The following is a 16,214-nucleotide window of genomic DNA, read 5'->3' on the forward strand; positions in this document are numbered from 1 at the left end:
AAAAAAGTGTATAATGGATTAGTAAATTAAATTTTAGGAGAGGATTTAATTATGAAAAAGTTGGATATTACAACCATGCCTGACTATAGGAAAGTCGAGGCTGTTGTTCAGTTGTTAGTTAATGGAACCTTAACTAGTTATCGAATTGCAACGGATGCAAACATCAGCAAGATGAGTATCCTGACCTTAACTAAAGGGACCAGCAAAATTAAGAACATTACTTATCAAACTGCGATGGCCTTAATTAATTGGTATGAAGAAAACCATGAAAAATACGGCATCACCATTCATCAAAAGGCCGCAGGATAGTTTAAAACTATGATGTAGCTCAACCCTAGCCCAGCTAACCATTTGGATAGCTGGGTTTTTCTATGCCTCTTAGCGATTGCCGGCTCGCAGAGTCGAGCAGAGTTTAGCGGCATTGATGCAGATTGAGCGCAAGCGAAGTCTACGTTCCGCTAATTTTTTAGCGATTGCCGGCTCGTAGAGCCGAGCAGAGCTTAGAGGCATAGATGCAGTTTGAGCGTTAGCGAAACTACGTTCTGCTAAAACTTAATCAGACAAGCCAGAGGCGCAGTCGAACTTAGGAGCAGCGATGCTCACTTTCTTACTTTTTATCTGTCCTTAGGGGCAGATTTTTTGACAGTCCAAGAGTGAACAGTCACCTGTGTAATTCTTGGTCTTTTTGTTACCGCTTTCAAGAATTATAATAAATCTATAAAAAGATGAGATTATCCCTATCTTGCGATATAGGGATAATTTTCTTATAATAGATATGAGACAATTTTTATCGTTTCTACGACCATTGTTTATCCTGTTCTGATGTCAGGACAGATTTTAGTAAAAATAAGGAGAATCCAATGTCACAATTATCAGTTAATGCCATTCGCTTTTTAGGGATTGACGCGATTGAAAAGTCTAAGTCAGGTCACCCTGGCGTAGTCATGGGCGCTGCGCCGATGGCCTATGACTTGTTTACTAAACAATTGCGTATCAATCCAGAAGAGCCAAACTGGATTAACCGCGATCGCTTCGTCCTGTCTGCAGGACATGGTTCTATGCTGCTTTATGCCTTGCTTCATCTGTCTGGCTTTAAAGATGTCAGCATGGACGAAATCAAAAACTTCCGCCAATGGGGTTCTAAGACACCAGGTCACCCAGAGTTTGGCCACACAGCTGGTGTTGATGCTACTACTGGCCCATTGGGACAGGGTATTTCTACAGCTACTGGTTTTGCTCAGGCAGAGCGTTTCTTAGCTGCCAAGTATAATCGTGAAGGCTACCCAATTTTCGACCATTACACTTATGTCATCTGTGGTGATGGTGATTTGATGGAGGGGGTTTCAGCTGAAGCTGCTTCTTATGCTGGGCTGCAAAAGCTGGACAAGCTGGTTGTTCTCTATGATTCAAATGATATCAACCTAGATGGAGAGACTAAGGATTCCTTTACAGAAGATGTTCGTGCCCGCTATGGAGCCTACGGTTGGCATACTGCTTTGGTGGAAGACGGAACAGACCTTGCAGCGATTGATGCAGCTATTAATGAAGCTAAAGCTTCCGGCAAACCATCTTTGATTGAAGTCAAGACGGTTATCGGTTACGGTTCTCCAAACAAGCAAGGAACGAATGCAGTGCACGGTGCGCCTCTGGGAGCAGAAGAAGCTGAAGCTACTCGTAAAGCCTTGGGATGGGACTATGCGCCATTTGAGATTCCTGAGGAAGTCTATGCAGATTACCGTACAAATGTAGCAGAGCGCGGTGCAGCAGCTTATGATGCATGGAAGCAGCTAGTAGAGGACTATAAGCAAGCCCATCCAGAATTAGCGGCAGAAGTAACAGCCATCATTGCTGGTCAGGATCCAGTAGAAATCAAACCAGAAGACTTCCCAGTGCTTGAAAATGGCTTCTCTCAAGCAACCCGTAATTCCAGTCAGGATGCACTCAATGCAGCAGCTAAGATGCTTCCAACTTTCCTCGGTGGTTCTGCTGACTTGGCTCACTCCAATATGACCTACATCAAGGAAGACGGTCTGCAGGATGACGCTCACCGTCTCAACCGCAACATCCAATTTGGTGTGCGCGAGTTTGCTATGGGAACAATTCTTAACGGTATGGCGCTTCATGGTGGTCTTCGCGTTTACGGTGGTACTTTCTTTGTCTTTTCAGACTATGTTAAAGCGGCTGTCCGTTTATCTGCCCTTCAAGGCTTGCCAGTGACTTATGTCTTCACACACGATTCTATTGCAGTTGGTGAAGATGGACCAACTCATGAGCCGATTGAGCATTTGGCTGGTCTGCGTGCCATTCCAAATCTGACTGTTTTCCGCCCAGCAGATGCGCGTGAAACTCAGGCAGCTTGGTACCTGGCCCTTAAGAGTCAATCCACTCCGACTGCTCTGGTCTTGACCCGTCAAAATCTGACAGTCGAAGAAGGCACAAACTTTGACAAGGTAGCTAAAGGTGCTTATGTGGTCTACGAAACAGGAGCAGATTTCGATACCATCTTGCTGGCTTCTGGTTCTGAGGTTAATTTGGCTGTTGCAGCTGCTAAAGCACTTGCAGCAGATGGCGCTAAAATTCGTGTGGTCAGCGTGCCATCAACAGAGCTTTTTGATGCTCAAGATGCAGCCTACAAAGAAGAAATTCTTCCAAATGCAGTTCGTCGCCGCGTAGCAATCGAGATGGCAGCTAGCCAGCCTTGGTACAAGTATGTCGGTCTGGACGGTGCAGTTATCGGAATCGACCAGTTCGGTGCATCTGCTCCAGCAAGCAAGGTGCTGGAAGAATACGGCTTTACAGTTGAACACGTAGCAGAAGTTGTTAAAAATCTTAAATAAAAAGACATAAAATCAGGGTGTTAGTCATCCTGATTTTTACTTTTTAAAAAATGTGGTTAGGCCAGTCATGCTTCATCCGACTTGAGACGGACTTTGCCTGAAAAGTCAGAATCGTCTTGTAAAAATAAGGGAAATCTGCTATAGTAGTTCATATATGACATTCGAAGGAGAAAAGATATGAATCCAATTATGCTTATTGTATTTGCGGTTGTACTGGTAGGGATGACTTATTTCCAGATGCGTGCCCAAAAGAAACAGGCTCAGCAGCGTATGGAAAGCCTTAACAAGCTGCAAAAGGGCTATGAAGTTATTACCATCGGCGGTTTGTATGGAACGGTAGATGAAGTGGACACAGACAAGAAAACAGTTGTTCTGGATGTGGACGGTGTTTACCTGACCTTTGAACTGACAGCTATTAAGACTGTACTGCCATTGACTGAGGGCATTCCTGCTGCTGCTAGCGGTGAAGGAAGCGTTGACCTTCCCGAGGAAGAATCAGCGATTGAAGAGTAAAGAAATAAACAGCTTGCGGGCTGTTTTTTGTTTTGACTCATACGTTTAGAAGGTGTCTGGTTTCAAGCTTATTCGCCTCGCAGTTTGGACAGGCTGGGTGAGTTTGGATTTTTTAGTTGACATTCTGTCCTTATTTTATGCCCTCAGGCTTGAAAAAGCGGATGAATTGCCCACATTCCAAGGATTTATGATATAATGAACTGACAAAACTTTAAATAGGATAAAAAGTATGTTTAGTTTTAAGAAAAAAGAAAAGCTGAACGCACCGCTGAATGTTCCCAAACACATTGCTGTCATTATGGACGGCAACGGCCGCTGGGCCAAAAAAAGGATGCAGCCGCGCGTGTTCGGTCATAAGGCTGGCATGGAAACCCTGCAAAAGGTGACGATTGCTGCCAAGGAAATGGGTGTTCAGGTCTTGACTGTCTATGCCTTTTCAACGGAAAATTGGTCTCGGCCAGAAAAGGAAGTTTCCTTTATCATGAATCTGCCGGTTGAATTTTACGACCGCTATGTGCCAGAGCTGCACAAGAACAATGTAAAAATCCAGATGATTGGTGATACGGCTAAGCTTCCTAAGGCGACATTTGAAGCTCTGGAAAAGGCGGAAAGCCTGACCAAGCTCAATACAGGTTTGATTCTCAATTTTGCTCTAAACTACGGTGGCCGATATGAGATCAATCAGGCGGTTAAACTGATTGCTCAGGATGTTCTGGATGCCAAACTCAGTCCCGGTGACATTACTGAGGAAGTCATTGGCAACTACCTCTATACCAGCAACTTGCCCAAGATGCTGCGCGATCCGGATCTGGTGATTCGGACCAGTGGGGAACTGCGCCTAAGCAATTTTCTGCCTTGGCAGTCAGCCTACAGTGAGCTGTATTTTACGGATATTCTCTGGCCTGACTTTGATGAGAAGGCTTTGAAGGCTGCAATTGCAGAATACAGCCGTCGGAATCGACGCTTTGGCGGTGTTTAAGGGAGAAAGAAAAAGAGTATGAGTAAAAATTTACAAAAACGTCTAATCTTTGGGGGAATCGCTCTTGCTATTTTTATTCCTCTGGTATTGACAGGAGGCGTCATCTTTCAGATTTTTGTGGGGCTGCTGGCTATGTTGGCGGTGCATGAATTTCTCCAAATGAAAGGTCTGCCGACAGCGACCATCGAAGGCGTCTTGGCCATGCTGGCAGCCTTTGTCCTAACCCTGCCTCTGGAGAACTATCTGAAGTTTCTGCCTGTGGATGGCAATGTCGTGGCCTATGGCTTGGTCGTCTTCCTTCTGCTGATTTCGACTGTCCTAGGTTCCAATTACACCTTTGAAGATGCTGCCTATCCGATTGCAGCTAGTTTTTATGTCGGTCTTGGCTTTAACGCTTTGATCGATGCCCGCTTGATGAATATTGACAAGGTCCTGCTAGCTCTCTTTATCGTCTGGGCTACTGACAGTGGAGCTTATTTGGTTGGGGTGCGTTTCGGTAAAAGAAAGCTGGCGCCGAGAGTTTCCCCTAATAAGACTATTGAAGGAAGCCTGGGCGGCATTCTATCAGCCGTTCTAGTGACTGGGATTTTTATGTTAGTTCGACCGCAAGTGGCGACTCCTTACAATGCCTTTGTCTTTTTGATTCTGGCAGTGCTCTTTAGTATTGCAGGCCAGCTAGGTGATTTGGTCGAAAGCTCAGTCAAGCGCCATTTCGGGGTCAAGGATTCTGGGAAATTCATTCCTGGCCACGGCGGTGTCTTGGATCGTTTTGACAGCCTTCTCTTCGTCTTTCCGCTGATGCATTTCTTCGGCTTGTTCTAAGACAGTCGTGCATGGCTGAAAGCAAGGGATGACAAGCTTGTCCAACGACCTCACAATCTGAGAAGGAACTAGGATTTGGAGTTCAAAATTTTGAGAGGAGCTTCTACCCTATTTTCAAAAGTGTCAGCTATGCAGGGGCGGGAAGCTCGGTATTTGGCCGTTTTCTGCTCCTTCTTTGATTTAAAGAAAAAATAAGATTTCTAGGAAAGGTAAAATATAGAAGTCCATGCAGTTTATAACCTTTATTATTATTTTTGGGATCATTGTGGTGGTCCATGAGTTCGGACACTTCTACTTTGCGAAGAAGTCCGGCATTTTGGTCAGAGAGTTCGCTATCGGTATGGGACCCAAGATTTTCTCCCATATTGGTAAAGACGGGACGGCCTATACGATTCGGATTTTACCCTTGGGGGGCTATGTGCGTATGGCCGGCTGGGGGGAAGATTCCACTGACATTAAGGTGGGGACACCAGCTAGTCTGAGCTTGGATGCAGAGGGCAAGGTGGTTCGTATCAATCTCTCTGGCAAAAAGGTTGACCAGACAGCTCTGCCCATGAATGTGACTGGCTTTGACTTTGAGGAAAAGTTGGAAATCACTGGTCTTGTCCTTGACGAGCTCAAGACTTATGCAGTAGATCATGATGCAACGATTGTTGAAGAAGACGGCACTGAGGTGCGGATTGCACCGCTGGATGTTCAGTATCAGAATGCTAGTATCTGGGGCCGCCTCATCACCAACTTTGCTGGCCCTATGAATAACTTCATCCTGAGCGTGCTGGTATTTATGCTGCTGGCCTTTGTTCAGGGTGGCGTTCGTGATGAGAACAGCAATCATTTCCAAGTCATGGATGGTAGTGCTATAGCAGCTGCCGGAGTTCAAAATAACGACCAAATCCTTAAGATTAATGACTATGAGATTAACAATTGGGCGGATCTGACTAGTGCTCTGGCGAAAATCACAGGCAAGAGCAAGGAAGCGCCGACCTTGTCAGTTACCTATAAGCACGGCAGTGAAACGAAAGAGATTACCGTACAGCCTAAAAAAGACGGCAATCGTTATCTGCTAGGGGTATCCCCAACAGTCAAGACAGGCTTCTGGGACAAGGTGATTGGCGGCTTTACTGCAGCTTGGTCTACCACAGTTCGCATTTTGTCAGCTCTGAAAGATATCGTCTTCAACTTCAATATCAATAAGCTGGGCGGTCCGGTCGCTATTTACAATTTCAGCAGTCAGGCTGCAGAGCAAGGCTTGCCAGCAGTCCTTAGCCTTTTGGCCATGCTGTCGCTCAATATCGGCATTTTCAACCTGATTCCCATTCCAGCCTTGGACGGTGGAAAAATCGTCCTTAATATTCTGGAGGCTATCCGCAGAAAACCGCTGAAAAGAGAAACGGAGACCTATATCACTCTGTCTGGAGTGGCTATTATGGTCATCCTGATGATTGCCGTTACCTGGAACGATATCATGAAATTATTCTTCTAAGAAACTAAAGTTCTTAGAACTATGAAAAAGAAATTATTCAATGAAAGTCAAGGAGTTTTGTTTTTATGAAACAAAGTAAAATGTTAATTCCAACCCTGCGTGAGATGCCTAGCGATGCTCAAGTTATTAGCCACGCTCTGATGCTGCGAGCTGGCTATGTCCGTCAGGTTTCAGCTGGGGTCTATTCTTATCTGCCGCTGGCTAATCGTGTGATTGAAAAAGCAAAAAAAATCATGCGGGAAGAGTTTGACAAGATTGGTGCAGTGGAGATGCTGGCGCCTGCCCTGCTCAGTGCAGACCTCTGGCGCGAGTCTGGCCGTTATGAGACCTATGGTGAAGACCTCTATAAACTGAAAAATCGTGAGAAATCGGACTTTATCCTAGGGCCAACCCATGAGGAAACCTTTACAGCTATCGTCCGTGATTCGGTTAAATCCTATAAACAGCTGCCACTTAATCTCTATCAGATTCAGCCTAAATACCGTGATGAAAAGCGTCCTCGTAACGGGCTCTTGCGGACGCGTGAGTTTATCATGAAAGATGCCTACAGTTTTCACGCTAACTATGACAGCTTGGATGCAGCTTATGATGAATACAAGTCTGCCTATGAGAAAATCTTTACCCGTAGCGAGTTGGATTTCAAAGCCATTATCGGTGATGGCGGTGCTATGGGGGGCAAGGACAGCCAAGAATTCATGGCCATTACGCCAGCCCGGACGGATTTGAACCGCTGGGTTGTCTTGGATAAATCTGTAGCCAGCTTTGATGAAATTCCTGAGGATGTTCAGGAGGCTATTCGGACAGAATTGACCAGCTGGATGGTATCTGGTGAGGATACCATTGCCTACTCCAGTGAGTCTAGCTATGCTGCCAACCTTGAAATGGCGACAGATGAATACAAGCCAGCAGGACGTGTCGTGACCGAGGAAGAAGTAGCCCGCGTTTCAACGCCTGACTGCAAGACCATTGACGAAGTTGCTGCCTTCCTTGGGCTGGATGAAAGCCAGACAATCAAGACTTTGGTTTACATGGCTGACGAGTCTCCTGTCGTAGCGCTTTTGGTCGGCAATGACCAGCTTAATGAAGTCAAGCTGAAAAATCATTTGGCAGCGGATTTCTTTGATGTGGCGAGTGAAGATCAAGTTCGTCAGCTTTTGGGTGCGGGATTTGGCTCACTAGGGCCAGTCAATCTCCCAGAAGGTGTAAGAATCATTGCTGACCGCAAGGTGCAAGATCTAGCTAACGCAGTAGTTGGCGCTAACGAAGATGGTTACCACTTGACCGGTGTCAATCCAAGTCGTGACTTTACCGCTGAGTATGTGGATATCCGTGAAGTTCGTGAGGGTGAAATTTCACCGGACGGACAAGGTGTCCTCAAGTTTGCTCGTGGGATTGAGATTGGGCACATCTTCAAGCTGGGAACTCGCTATTCTGACAGCATGAACGCCAATGTCTTGGACGAAAATGGCCGAGCAGTACCGATGATTATGGGGTGTTACGGTATCGGTGTCAGCCGTCTCCTGTCTGCTGTTATGGAGCAGCATGCCCGTCTCTTTGTCAATAAAACTCCTAAGGGTGAATTCCGCTATGCTTGGGGCATTAACTTCCCGAAAGAGCTAGCACCATTTGATGTGCATCTGATTCCGGTCAATGTCAAGGACGAGGAAGCCTTGGCTCTAACTGATCAAATCGAGGCTAACTTGCTAAGTGCTGGTTATGAGGTCTTGGTGGATGATCGCAATGAGCGAGCTGGTGTCAAGTTCAGCGACAGCGATTTGATTGGTCTCCCAATCCGTGTGACAGTCGGTAAGAAAGCTGCAGAAGGCATCGTCGAAGTCAAGATTAAGGCTAGTGGCGATACCATTGAAGTCCACGCTGATAATTTGCTAGAAACCTTGTCAATTTTGACAAAATAAAATAAACTGCCAGTTTTATCTGGCAGTTTTCTTTTGCTTATTGGAGGTGAAAATGCTATAGTAGGAAAAAATGAATTGGAGGACCGATTGATGGGATTATTCAGCGGTTTATTAGGCAATGCCTCTCAGAAAGATATTGAAAAAACGGAAAGACAATTGGAGGATATTCTGACATCAACAGAGAATGTGGAACTGGCTTTTAGCCTCATTCGTGACTTGATTGTCTTTACAGATAAGCGTTTAATCTTGGTCGACAAGCAGGGAATGACTGGCAAAAAGACTTCTTATAAGTCTTTTCCTTATCGCTCTATCAGTCGCTTCTCAGTAGAAACAGCTGGGCATTTCGACTTAGATGCTGAGCTGAAAATCTGGGTTTCCAGCGCTCAAGAGCCAGCAGAAGTCCTGCAATTTACCAGCGACCGCAGTGTCATCGCTATCCAAAAAGCCTTAGCGGAAGCGGTTTTAAGATAGCATATTGCCCCTTTAGGATTTAAAAATAAACAGAAAAGCCTTCTGAGCATTAACTATAAAGTTAAATCACTCAGAATGCTTTTTTATTCTTCTGTCAAACCTTGCTCTCTCATAAAGTTAAAGACCTCTTCGGGTTTATCTTGGAGTTTATTAAAGACAGTTTGTTCGCTATCAGAACCACCTGTGGACTGAATCAGCTGTTCTTGATCTATTTTGCTGAGGTCAAAGTCAAAAATTGCTGAAGCTATTTTCTTGTCTTCGGAAATCTCAACGTGAATTTCAAGCCCCTTTAACTTTTCCTTGTTTTCTATCATAGAATTTTTCTGAGCATATTCGCTATAGAATTTTGTTAATTCTTCGACGCTCATCTTTTGATTTTCTTCAGAGATAGTTTGGCTAGCGATGAGTTGAAAAGATACAATCTTTTCTTTTGTATAGAAAAACTTGATTGAATTGGTATAATGCTCATCGATTTTTTTAGAAAAAGTTTTCGTCTTCACCTTTTCTTCTTTGACTTTACTTTGGCTCTGATTTTGCTTGGGTTTGTTTTCTTGCTTATGCTGATTAGGCATACTGCAGGCAGTCAGGGTCAGCAGACAGGCGCTGGCTAGTAAAATTTTCTTCACAATTAAGACTCCTTTTAATAAATGTTCTATTCTATTATATCATAACTTAGTGTCAAGAAGAAGGCATTGACAATTGTGTAGGAGTCGCGCTTTGCCCTACTCTTTTTCTGTCGAAAAAAGTGCTGATTTATGGTAAAATAGGGTCACTACTGTACGAGGAAATATCATGTCAAACAAGTTTGAAATTTTAATGCATCAGCTGGATATGCCACTGGAAATGAGAAATTCAGAGGCCTTTTTGAATGCAGAAATCGAGAAGGTTCTGGTCCACAAGGTCAGTCGGGTCTGGGAGTTTCATTTTTCTTTTGCGAATATTCTGCCCATTGAGATTTTTCGGGAATTGCAGAAGCGCCTAGCTCAAGAGTTTTCTAAGACGGGCAATCAGGCTATTTTTGAAATTCACTGTCAGGCTCCCCAGGTGTCGGACGAGCTCTTGCAGGCTTATTACCAGCTGGCCTTTGAGGAAGGTCCATGTGCCAGTCATGGCTTTAAAAGCCTGTATCAGGATTTGCGGGTTCATTTGGATGGGGACAAGCTGCTGATTGAGGGGGCTTCGACCATTGATACGGAGCATTTTCGCAAGAATCACCTGCTCAATCTCAGCCAGCAGCTAGTCAAGTACGGCTTTCCTCAGCTGACCTGTCAGGTTCAGCACAGCGATGAGCTGACCCAGCAGCAAGCGGAGAATTTCCAGGCTGAGAATGACAAGATTGTTCAGGCGGCTAATGAAGAAGCGCTCAAAGCTATGGAATCCCTGCAGCAGATGGCGCCACCGCCAGAGGAAAAGCCAGCCTATGACTTCCAAGCTCGCAAGGCTGCGGCTAAACCAAAGCTAGACAAGGCAGAGATTACCCCTATGATTGAAGTTCAGACTGAGGAAAACCGTCTGGTCTTTGAGGGAATGGTCTTTGACCTGGAGCAGAAGGTCACTCGAACCGGCCGAGTTTTGCTCAATTTCAAGATGACAGACTACACTTCCAGTTTCTCCTTGCAGAAATGGATGAAAAACGAAGAAGAAGCCAAGAAGTTTGACATGATTAAGAAAGGCGCCTGGCTGCGCGTGCGGGGAAATGTGGAGATGAACAATTTCACCCGCGACCTGACGATGAATGTGCAGGATGTGCAGGCCGTCACCCACTATGAGCGCAAGGATCTAATGCCTGAGGGGCAGAAGCGGGTTGAGTTTCACGCCCATACCAATATGTCTACTATGGATGCCCTGCCTGAGGTGGAGGAAATCGTGGCAACGGCCGCCAAGTGGGGCCACAAGGCTGTCGCCATTACCGACCATGGCAATGTGCAGAGCTTTCCCCATGGCTACAAGGCTGCTAAGAAAGCTGGTATTCAGCTGATTTACAGTATGGAGGCTAATATTGTAGAAGACCGTGTGCCCATCGTCTACAATGAAGTGGACATGGAGCTGAGCGATGCGACCTATGTGGTCTTTGACGTGGAAACAACAGGGCTTTCGGCGGTCTATAACGATTTGATTCAGGTCGCTGCCAGCAAGATGCACAAGGGCAATATCATCGCTGAGTTTGATGAGTTTATCAATCCTGGGCATCCTCTGTCGGCCTTTACGACGGATCTGACTGGGATTACTGATGAGCATGTCCGCAATGCCAAGCCACTTGAGCAAGTGCTGAAAGAATTTCAGGAATTTTGCCAGGACAGCGTCCTCGTTGCCCATAATGCCACCTTTGACGTGGGCTTTATGAATGTCAACTATGAGCGTCACGGCCTGCCGAAAATCACCCAGCCAGTTATTGACACGCTGGAATTTGCCCGCAACCTCTATCCAGAGTACAAGCGTCATGGTCTGGGGCCTTTAACCAAGCGTTTCCAGATTGCTCTGGAGCACCACCATATGGCCAACTATGACGCGGAAGCGACGGGCCGCCTTCTCTTTATCTTTATCAAGGATGTAGCTGAAAAGCATGGAGTGACCAATCTCAAGGATTTGAATACGGATCTGGTCGATGAGAATTCCTACAAGAAGGCACGTGTCAAGCATGCGACCATTTATGTTAAAAATCAGACGGGGCTCAAGAATATTTTCAAGCTAGTCAGTCTGTCCAATACTAAGTATTTTGAAGGTGTCCCACGGATTCCACGGACCGTACTAGATGCCCATCGTGAAGGCTTGATTCTGGGCTCAGCCTGTTCAGAAGGCGAAGTCTATGATGCCGTTGTCTCTCAGGGGGTGGATGCGGCTGTCGAAGTAGCCAAGTATTATGACTTTATCGAGGTCATGCCGCCGGCTATCTATGAGCCGCTGATTGCCAAGGAGCAAATCAAGGACCAGGAAGAACTGCAGACCATTATTCGCAATCTGATTGAGGTCGGAGATCGCTTGGGCAAGCCTGTCCTTGCGACAGGGAACGTCCACTATATCGAGCCGGAAGAAGAAATCTATCGTGAGATTATCGTACGGAGTCTAGGTCAGGGAGCCATGATTAACCGAACCATTGGTCACGGTGAAAATGCCCAGCCAGCTCCGCTTCCTAAGGCTCACTTCCGGACCACCAATGAGATGCTGGATGAGTTTGCCTTTCTAGGCGAGGACTTGGCTAAGAAGCTGGTCATCACCAATCCGAATCAGCTGGCGGAAACCTTTGAGCCGGTAGAGGTTGTCAAGGGCGACCTCTATACGCCTTTTATTGACAAGGCTGAGGAGACAGTTGCCGAGCTGACCTATCAAAAGGCCTTTGAGATTTATGGCAATCCGCTGCCTGATATCGTGGACTTGCGGATTGAAAAAGAGTTAACCTCTATCTTGGGGAATGGCTTTGCCGTAATTTACCTGGCTTCGCAGATGCTGGTGCAGCGCTCCAATGATCGGGGCTATCTGGTGGGTTCACGGGGGTCTGTCGGATCCAGCTTTGTCGCGACTATGATTGGGATTACCGAGGTTAATCCTCTGTCTCCTCACTATGTCTGTGGCAAATGCCAATACAGTGAGTTCATCACGGATGGCTCCTATGGTTCAGGCTTTGATATGCCGGATAAGGACTGTCCAGAATGTGGTCACAAGCTGAGCAAGAACGGTCAGGATATTCCATTTGAGACCTTCCTTGGATTTGACGGGGACAAGGTACCCGATATTGATTTGAACTTCTCGGGAGAAGATCAGCCTAGCGCCCACTTGGACGTGCGGGATATCTTTGGTGCGGAGTATGCCTTTCGGGCTGGAACCGTTGGTACCGTTGCGGCTAAGACGGCCTATGGATTTGTCAAGGGCTATGAGCGCGACTACGGGAAGTTCTACCGGGACGCCGAAGTTGAGCGTCTGGCACAGGGAGCGGCCGGAGTCAAGAGGACGACTGGACAACACCCGGGCGGAATCGTTGTTATTCCTAACTACATGGATGTTTATGACTTTACACCGGTCCAATATCCAGCTGACGATGTGACGGCCGAGTGGCAGACCACCCACTTTAACTTCCATGATATCGATGAAAATGTCCTCAAGCTAGACGTTCTGGGACACGATGATCCGACCATGATTCGGAAGCTTCAGGACTTGTCTGGCATTGATCCTAATGACATTCCTATGGATGATGCCGGTGTCATGGCCCTCTTTTCTGGGACAGACATTCTGGGTGTGACTCAGGAGCAAATCGGCACGCCGACTGGTATGCTGGGGATTCCGGAGTTTGGGACTAATTTTGTACGGGGCATGGTTGATGAGACCCATCCGACGACTTTTGCCGAGCTCTTACAGCTATCTGGCCTCTCTCATGGTACGGATGTTTGGCTAGGCAATGCTCAAGACTTAATCAAGCAAGGGATTGCCGACCTGTCCACCGTTATCGGCTGTCGGGACGACATCATGGTTTATCTCATGCACAAGGGCTTGGATCCTAAGATGGCCTTTACGATCATGGAGCGTGTGCGGAAGGGCCTTTGGCTGAAGATTTCTGAAGAAGAGCGCAATGGCTACATCGCAGCCATGAAGGAAAACAATGTGCCAGAGTGGTACATTGAGTCCTGTGGAAAGATCAAGTACATGTTCCCCAAGGCCCATGCGGCAGCCTATGTTATGATGGCCCTGCGGGTGGCCTATTTCAAGGTGCATCATCCGATTTATTACTACTGTGCTTATTTCTCCATCCGGGCTAAGGCCTTTGACATCAAGACCATGAGTGGTGGACTTGATGCCGTCAAGCGTCGGATGAACGAAATCGCTGAGAAACGTAAGAACAACGAAGCCTCCAATGTAGAAATTGACCTTTATACAACTCTGGAAATCGTCAATGAAATGCTGGAGCGGGGCTTCAAATTCGGGAAGCTGGATCTCTACAAGAGCCACGCGACTGAGTTTCTCATCGAAGGGGATACCCTTATCCCACCATTCTCTGCTATGGACGGTCTGGGTGACAATGTTGCCCGCCAAGTGGTCAGGGCGCGGGAAGAAGGCGAATTCCTTTCCAAGACAGAGCTCCGCAAACGGGGCGGCCTCTCAAGCACCCTAGTCGAAAAAATGGACGACATGGGAATCTTAGGCAATATGCCTGAGGATAACCAGTTGAGTTTGTTTGATGAGTTTTTCTAAAATAATTCAAAAAAAGTTAAAAGATGGACGAATTTTGTCCATCTTTTTTGCTATATTTATTTTAGTAAATAGTAGATGGGGGAAGAAATGTTTTTTTATCAAATAGAATTTAGCAAAATGAATAAAAATATTAAAGAAGTAGATGAGAATTTTATACAAGAAAATCAATTGTTTTATTGTTTCAAAAGTCAAACATGTCTTTACGTTGTTGGAGTAACAGAACATACCAAAGAGGATTTGTTTGATAAGCTAAAAACTTTGGGGGTTAATGATGAGGAATACACTGATTTTAAAGTTAAATCTATTAGTAAAAGCGAATATTTAAAGGAGGTGGGGAACAAGTATTCAGCTCAAATAGGTCAGCTTTTTCTTCATTCAGATGAAAGAGAGTTTTCAAATTCTGATGGCTTTGCTATTACTGATTTAGAACGCAGAGACTTAAATATTATAGGTTTAAATGAATTTCAAGAGTATGTTTTAAAATTAAAAATGTTTTTAAATAATCAAAAGGAAAGAAGGCGGAAGAAAGAAAAGGTCCTTGTTGAAAATCAGTTTTTAATTTTCAAAGGTTCTTTAGGAACTGGTAAAAAATTTGCTATCAAATATTTGATGAGGTTGTTAAATGTCAAGTCTAAGACTATTTTGAAAGATGGGTTTTCAGTTAATTTTGAGTCAGAACAGCGTTTAGTGATAATAAAGGACTATTCAACTATGCATCCTAGAAGAAAAGAGGAATTAAAAAATAATATTGTGGAAGCAACGGGGGGAAGAATATATATTTTTTTGGTGGAATCAGATAGTATAGCTTATGAAATATCTCGAGAATTTCTTCCTCTATTTCATGTCGTTTATGAATTAAATTTTCCTCCCTACTCATATAACGAACTTGTTGATATTATAAAATTTCGCTTAGGGGATTATGGCTTTCACTTAGAAGAAGATCAAATAAAACTACTTTCAAATCATAATTGTCTTACAAATAGTTACGATAGTTGTTATTTTGCTCAAAAGATTATTGAATATAATGTAATAGAAAGTAATTTGATTAATGGAAAACAAAATTTTTCTTTGCCGTCGGATCTGTTTTGTATGAAAGGTTGCAACAATCCATTAGCCACAAATTCTAATACTTTGAAGGAGCTAGACCGTTTGGTTGGCTTATCTACTGTTAAAAATATGATTCATAGAATTTTAGCTTATTTTTCTATATCGCAAAGAAGGCTTGAAATAAATTCTTCGCCCGTTCGGCCTTCTATGCACTTTATGTTTTCTGGAGCATCTGGCACTGGAAAAACAATCGTTGCTAGATTGTTGACAAAAATTTTTTATAAACATGGTATTATTAAATCAAACGTTTTGATTGAAGTAGGTCGCTCAGATTTAATTGGTGAATATGTTGGCCAAACAGCTCCAAAGGTTAAAAGATTATTTGATAATGCAAAAGGCGGTATTTTGTTTATTGATGAGGCATATAGTCTAATTCCACAAGGTGAGCGTGATTTTGCTAATGAAGCTATTCCTACAATTATTCAGGAAATGGGAAATAATAGAAATGATGTCATTGTGATTTTCGCTGGTTATACAGAAATGATGGAGGAATTTTTAAACATCAATCCAGGTTTAGCTTCTAGAATTAGTAGAAAAATTCATTTTGAAAATTATAACAAGTATGAACTGTATGACATATTGACTCTAATGGCTGATCAACAAGGTTATATAGTGGATAAGAAATGCAAAACTATCCTCCTGACTTATTTTGAAAAATGTCTTTGCTCAGAAAGTTTTGGTAATGCTCGTTATGTCAGAAAACTCTTTGAGCTTGTTTTATATATTCAAGCGGAGCGACTGATGAAAAAAGAGAGAGTATCAGCTCTAAATGGTGAAGACATAAGCTATTTGTCTTGCAGAGATTTTGAAAAAGCAATACTCGATTTAGAGAAAAAAGAAAACAACTCAAAAATAATAGGATTTAGGGCAGGCATATAGAATATTCATGTTATAATATAGGGAAA

General features: G+C 44.5%; 11 protein-coding genes. 10 read left to right on the forward strand and 1 reads right to left on the reverse strand.

Going from position 1 to position 16,214, the window contains the following annotated elements; translation table 11 throughout:
* Positions 1 to 51 precede the first annotated feature (51 nt).
* The 8 genes from J1C91_RS01430 to J1C91_RS01465 all read left to right on the forward strand — a co-directional run bounded on the left by J1C91_RS01430 (position 52) and on the right by J1C91_RS01465 (position 9,021).
* On the forward strand, positions 52 to 309 hold the full coding sequence (locus J1C91_RS01430; protein ID WP_002893837.1) for a hypothetical protein: 258 nt from the start codon (positions 52 to 54) through the stop codon (positions 307 to 309).
* A 551-nt stretch (positions 310 to 860) separates the two neighbouring features.
* The gene (gene tkt, locus J1C91_RS01435) at positions 861 to 2,837 is read left to right on the forward strand and encodes a transketolase (RefSeq protein WP_125438849.1); all 1,977 of its coding nucleotides are present in this window, start codon (positions 861 to 863) and stop codon (positions 2,835 to 2,837) included.
* A 177-nt stretch (positions 2,838 to 3,014) separates the two neighbouring features.
* Complete coding sequence (yajC, locus tag J1C91_RS01440) at positions 3,015 to 3,350, forward strand: preprotein translocase subunit YajC (protein ID WP_125438847.1); 336 nt, start codon at positions 3,015 to 3,017, stop codon at positions 3,348 to 3,350.
* A 229-nt stretch (positions 3,351 to 3,579) separates the two neighbouring features.
* Positions 3,580 to 4,329 (forward strand): isoprenyl transferase, encoded by a 750-nt coding sequence (locus tag J1C91_RS01445; protein ID WP_002902229.1) that lies wholly within the window; start codon positions 3,580 to 3,582, stop codon positions 4,327 to 4,329.
* Positions 4,330 to 4,347: 18 nt separating this feature from the next.
* Positions 4,348 to 5,151, forward strand: a complete 804-nt coding sequence (locus J1C91_RS01450; RefSeq protein ID WP_002905403.1) for a phosphatidate cytidylyltransferase — start codon at positions 4,348 to 4,350, stop codon at positions 5,149 to 5,151.
* 226 nt (positions 5,152 to 5,377) lie between these two features.
* Positions 5,378 to 6,634, forward strand: coding sequence for an RIP metalloprotease RseP (gene rseP / locus J1C91_RS01455; RefSeq protein ID WP_125438845.1), 1,257 nt, complete (start codon positions 5,378 to 5,380; stop codon positions 6,632 to 6,634).
* A gap of 65 nt (positions 6,635 to 6,699) precedes the next feature.
* Positions 6,700 to 8,550 (forward strand): proline--tRNA ligase, encoded by a 1,851-nt coding sequence (locus J1C91_RS01460; RefSeq protein ID WP_125438843.1) that lies wholly within the window; start codon positions 6,700 to 6,702, stop codon positions 8,548 to 8,550.
* Positions 8,551 to 8,640: 90 nt separating this feature from the next.
* On the forward strand, positions 8,641 to 9,021 hold the full coding sequence (locus J1C91_RS01465; RefSeq protein WP_023916976.1) for a PH domain-containing protein: 381 nt from the start codon (positions 8,641 to 8,643) through the stop codon (positions 9,019 to 9,021).
* 83 nt (positions 9,022 to 9,104) lie between these two features.
* On the opposite strand, the gene J1C91_RS01470 is transcribed toward J1C91_RS01465, so the two are convergent.
* The gene (locus J1C91_RS01470) at positions 9,105 to 9,647 is read right to left on the reverse strand and encodes a hypothetical protein (protein ID WP_002908671.1); all 543 of its coding nucleotides are present in this window, start codon (positions 9,645 to 9,647) and stop codon (positions 9,105 to 9,107) included.
* A gap of 166 nt (positions 9,648 to 9,813) precedes the next feature.
* Between J1C91_RS01470 and J1C91_RS01475 the strand changes: the two genes are divergently transcribed.
* Both J1C91_RS01475 and J1C91_RS01480 read left to right on the forward strand, forming a co-directional pair.
* Positions 9,814 to 14,202, forward strand: a complete 4,389-nt coding sequence (locus J1C91_RS01475) for a PolC-type DNA polymerase III (protein WP_125438841.1) — start codon at positions 9,814 to 9,816, stop codon at positions 14,200 to 14,202.
* Positions 14,203 to 14,289: 87 nt separating this feature from the next.
* The gene (locus tag J1C91_RS01480; RefSeq protein WP_260468958.1) at positions 14,290 to 16,188 is read left to right on the forward strand and encodes an AAA family ATPase; all 1,899 of its coding nucleotides are present in this window, start codon (positions 14,290 to 14,292) and stop codon (positions 16,186 to 16,188) included.
* Positions 16,189 to 16,214: the final 26 nt, after the last annotated feature.

This window comes from Streptococcus sanguinis (assembly GCF_050222175.1).
In the GTDB taxonomy this organism is placed as follows: domain Bacteria; phylum Bacillota; class Bacilli; order Lactobacillales; family Streptococcaceae; genus Streptococcus; species Streptococcus sanguinis_M.

Excerpts from the sequence above, each read along its gene's own strand:
- J1C91_RS01430 (WP_002893837.1), top strand. The coding sequence starts at position 52 with ATGAAAAAGTTGGATATTACAACCATGCCTGACTATAGGAAAGTCGAG.
- tkt (WP_125438849.1), top strand. The coding sequence starts at position 861 with ATGTCACAATTATCAGTTAATGCCATTCGCTTTTTAGGGATTGACGCG.
- yajC (WP_125438847.1), top strand. The coding sequence starts at position 3,015 with ATGAATCCAATTATGCTTATTGTATTTGCGGTTGTACTGGTAGGGATG.
- J1C91_RS01445 (WP_002902229.1), top strand. The coding sequence starts at position 3,580 with ATGTTTAGTTTTAAGAAAAAAGAAAAGCTGAACGCACCGCTGAATGTT.
- J1C91_RS01450 (WP_002905403.1), top strand. The coding sequence starts at position 4,348 with ATGAGTAAAAATTTACAAAAACGTCTAATCTTTGGGGGAATCGCTCTT.
- rseP (WP_125438845.1), top strand. The coding sequence starts at position 5,378 with ATGCAGTTTATAACCTTTATTATTATTTTTGGGATCATTGTGGTGGTC.
- J1C91_RS01460 (WP_125438843.1), top strand. The coding sequence starts at position 6,700 with ATGAAACAAAGTAAAATGTTAATTCCAACCCTGCGTGAGATGCCTAGC.
- J1C91_RS01465 (WP_023916976.1), top strand. The coding sequence starts at position 8,641 with ATGGGATTATTCAGCGGTTTATTAGGCAATGCCTCTCAGAAAGATATT.
- J1C91_RS01475 (WP_125438841.1), top strand. The coding sequence starts at position 9,814 with ATGTCAAACAAGTTTGAAATTTTAATGCATCAGCTGGATATGCCACTG.
- J1C91_RS01480 (WP_260468958.1), top strand. The coding sequence starts at position 14,290 with ATGTTTTTTTATCAAATAGAATTTAGCAAAATGAATAAAAATATTAAA.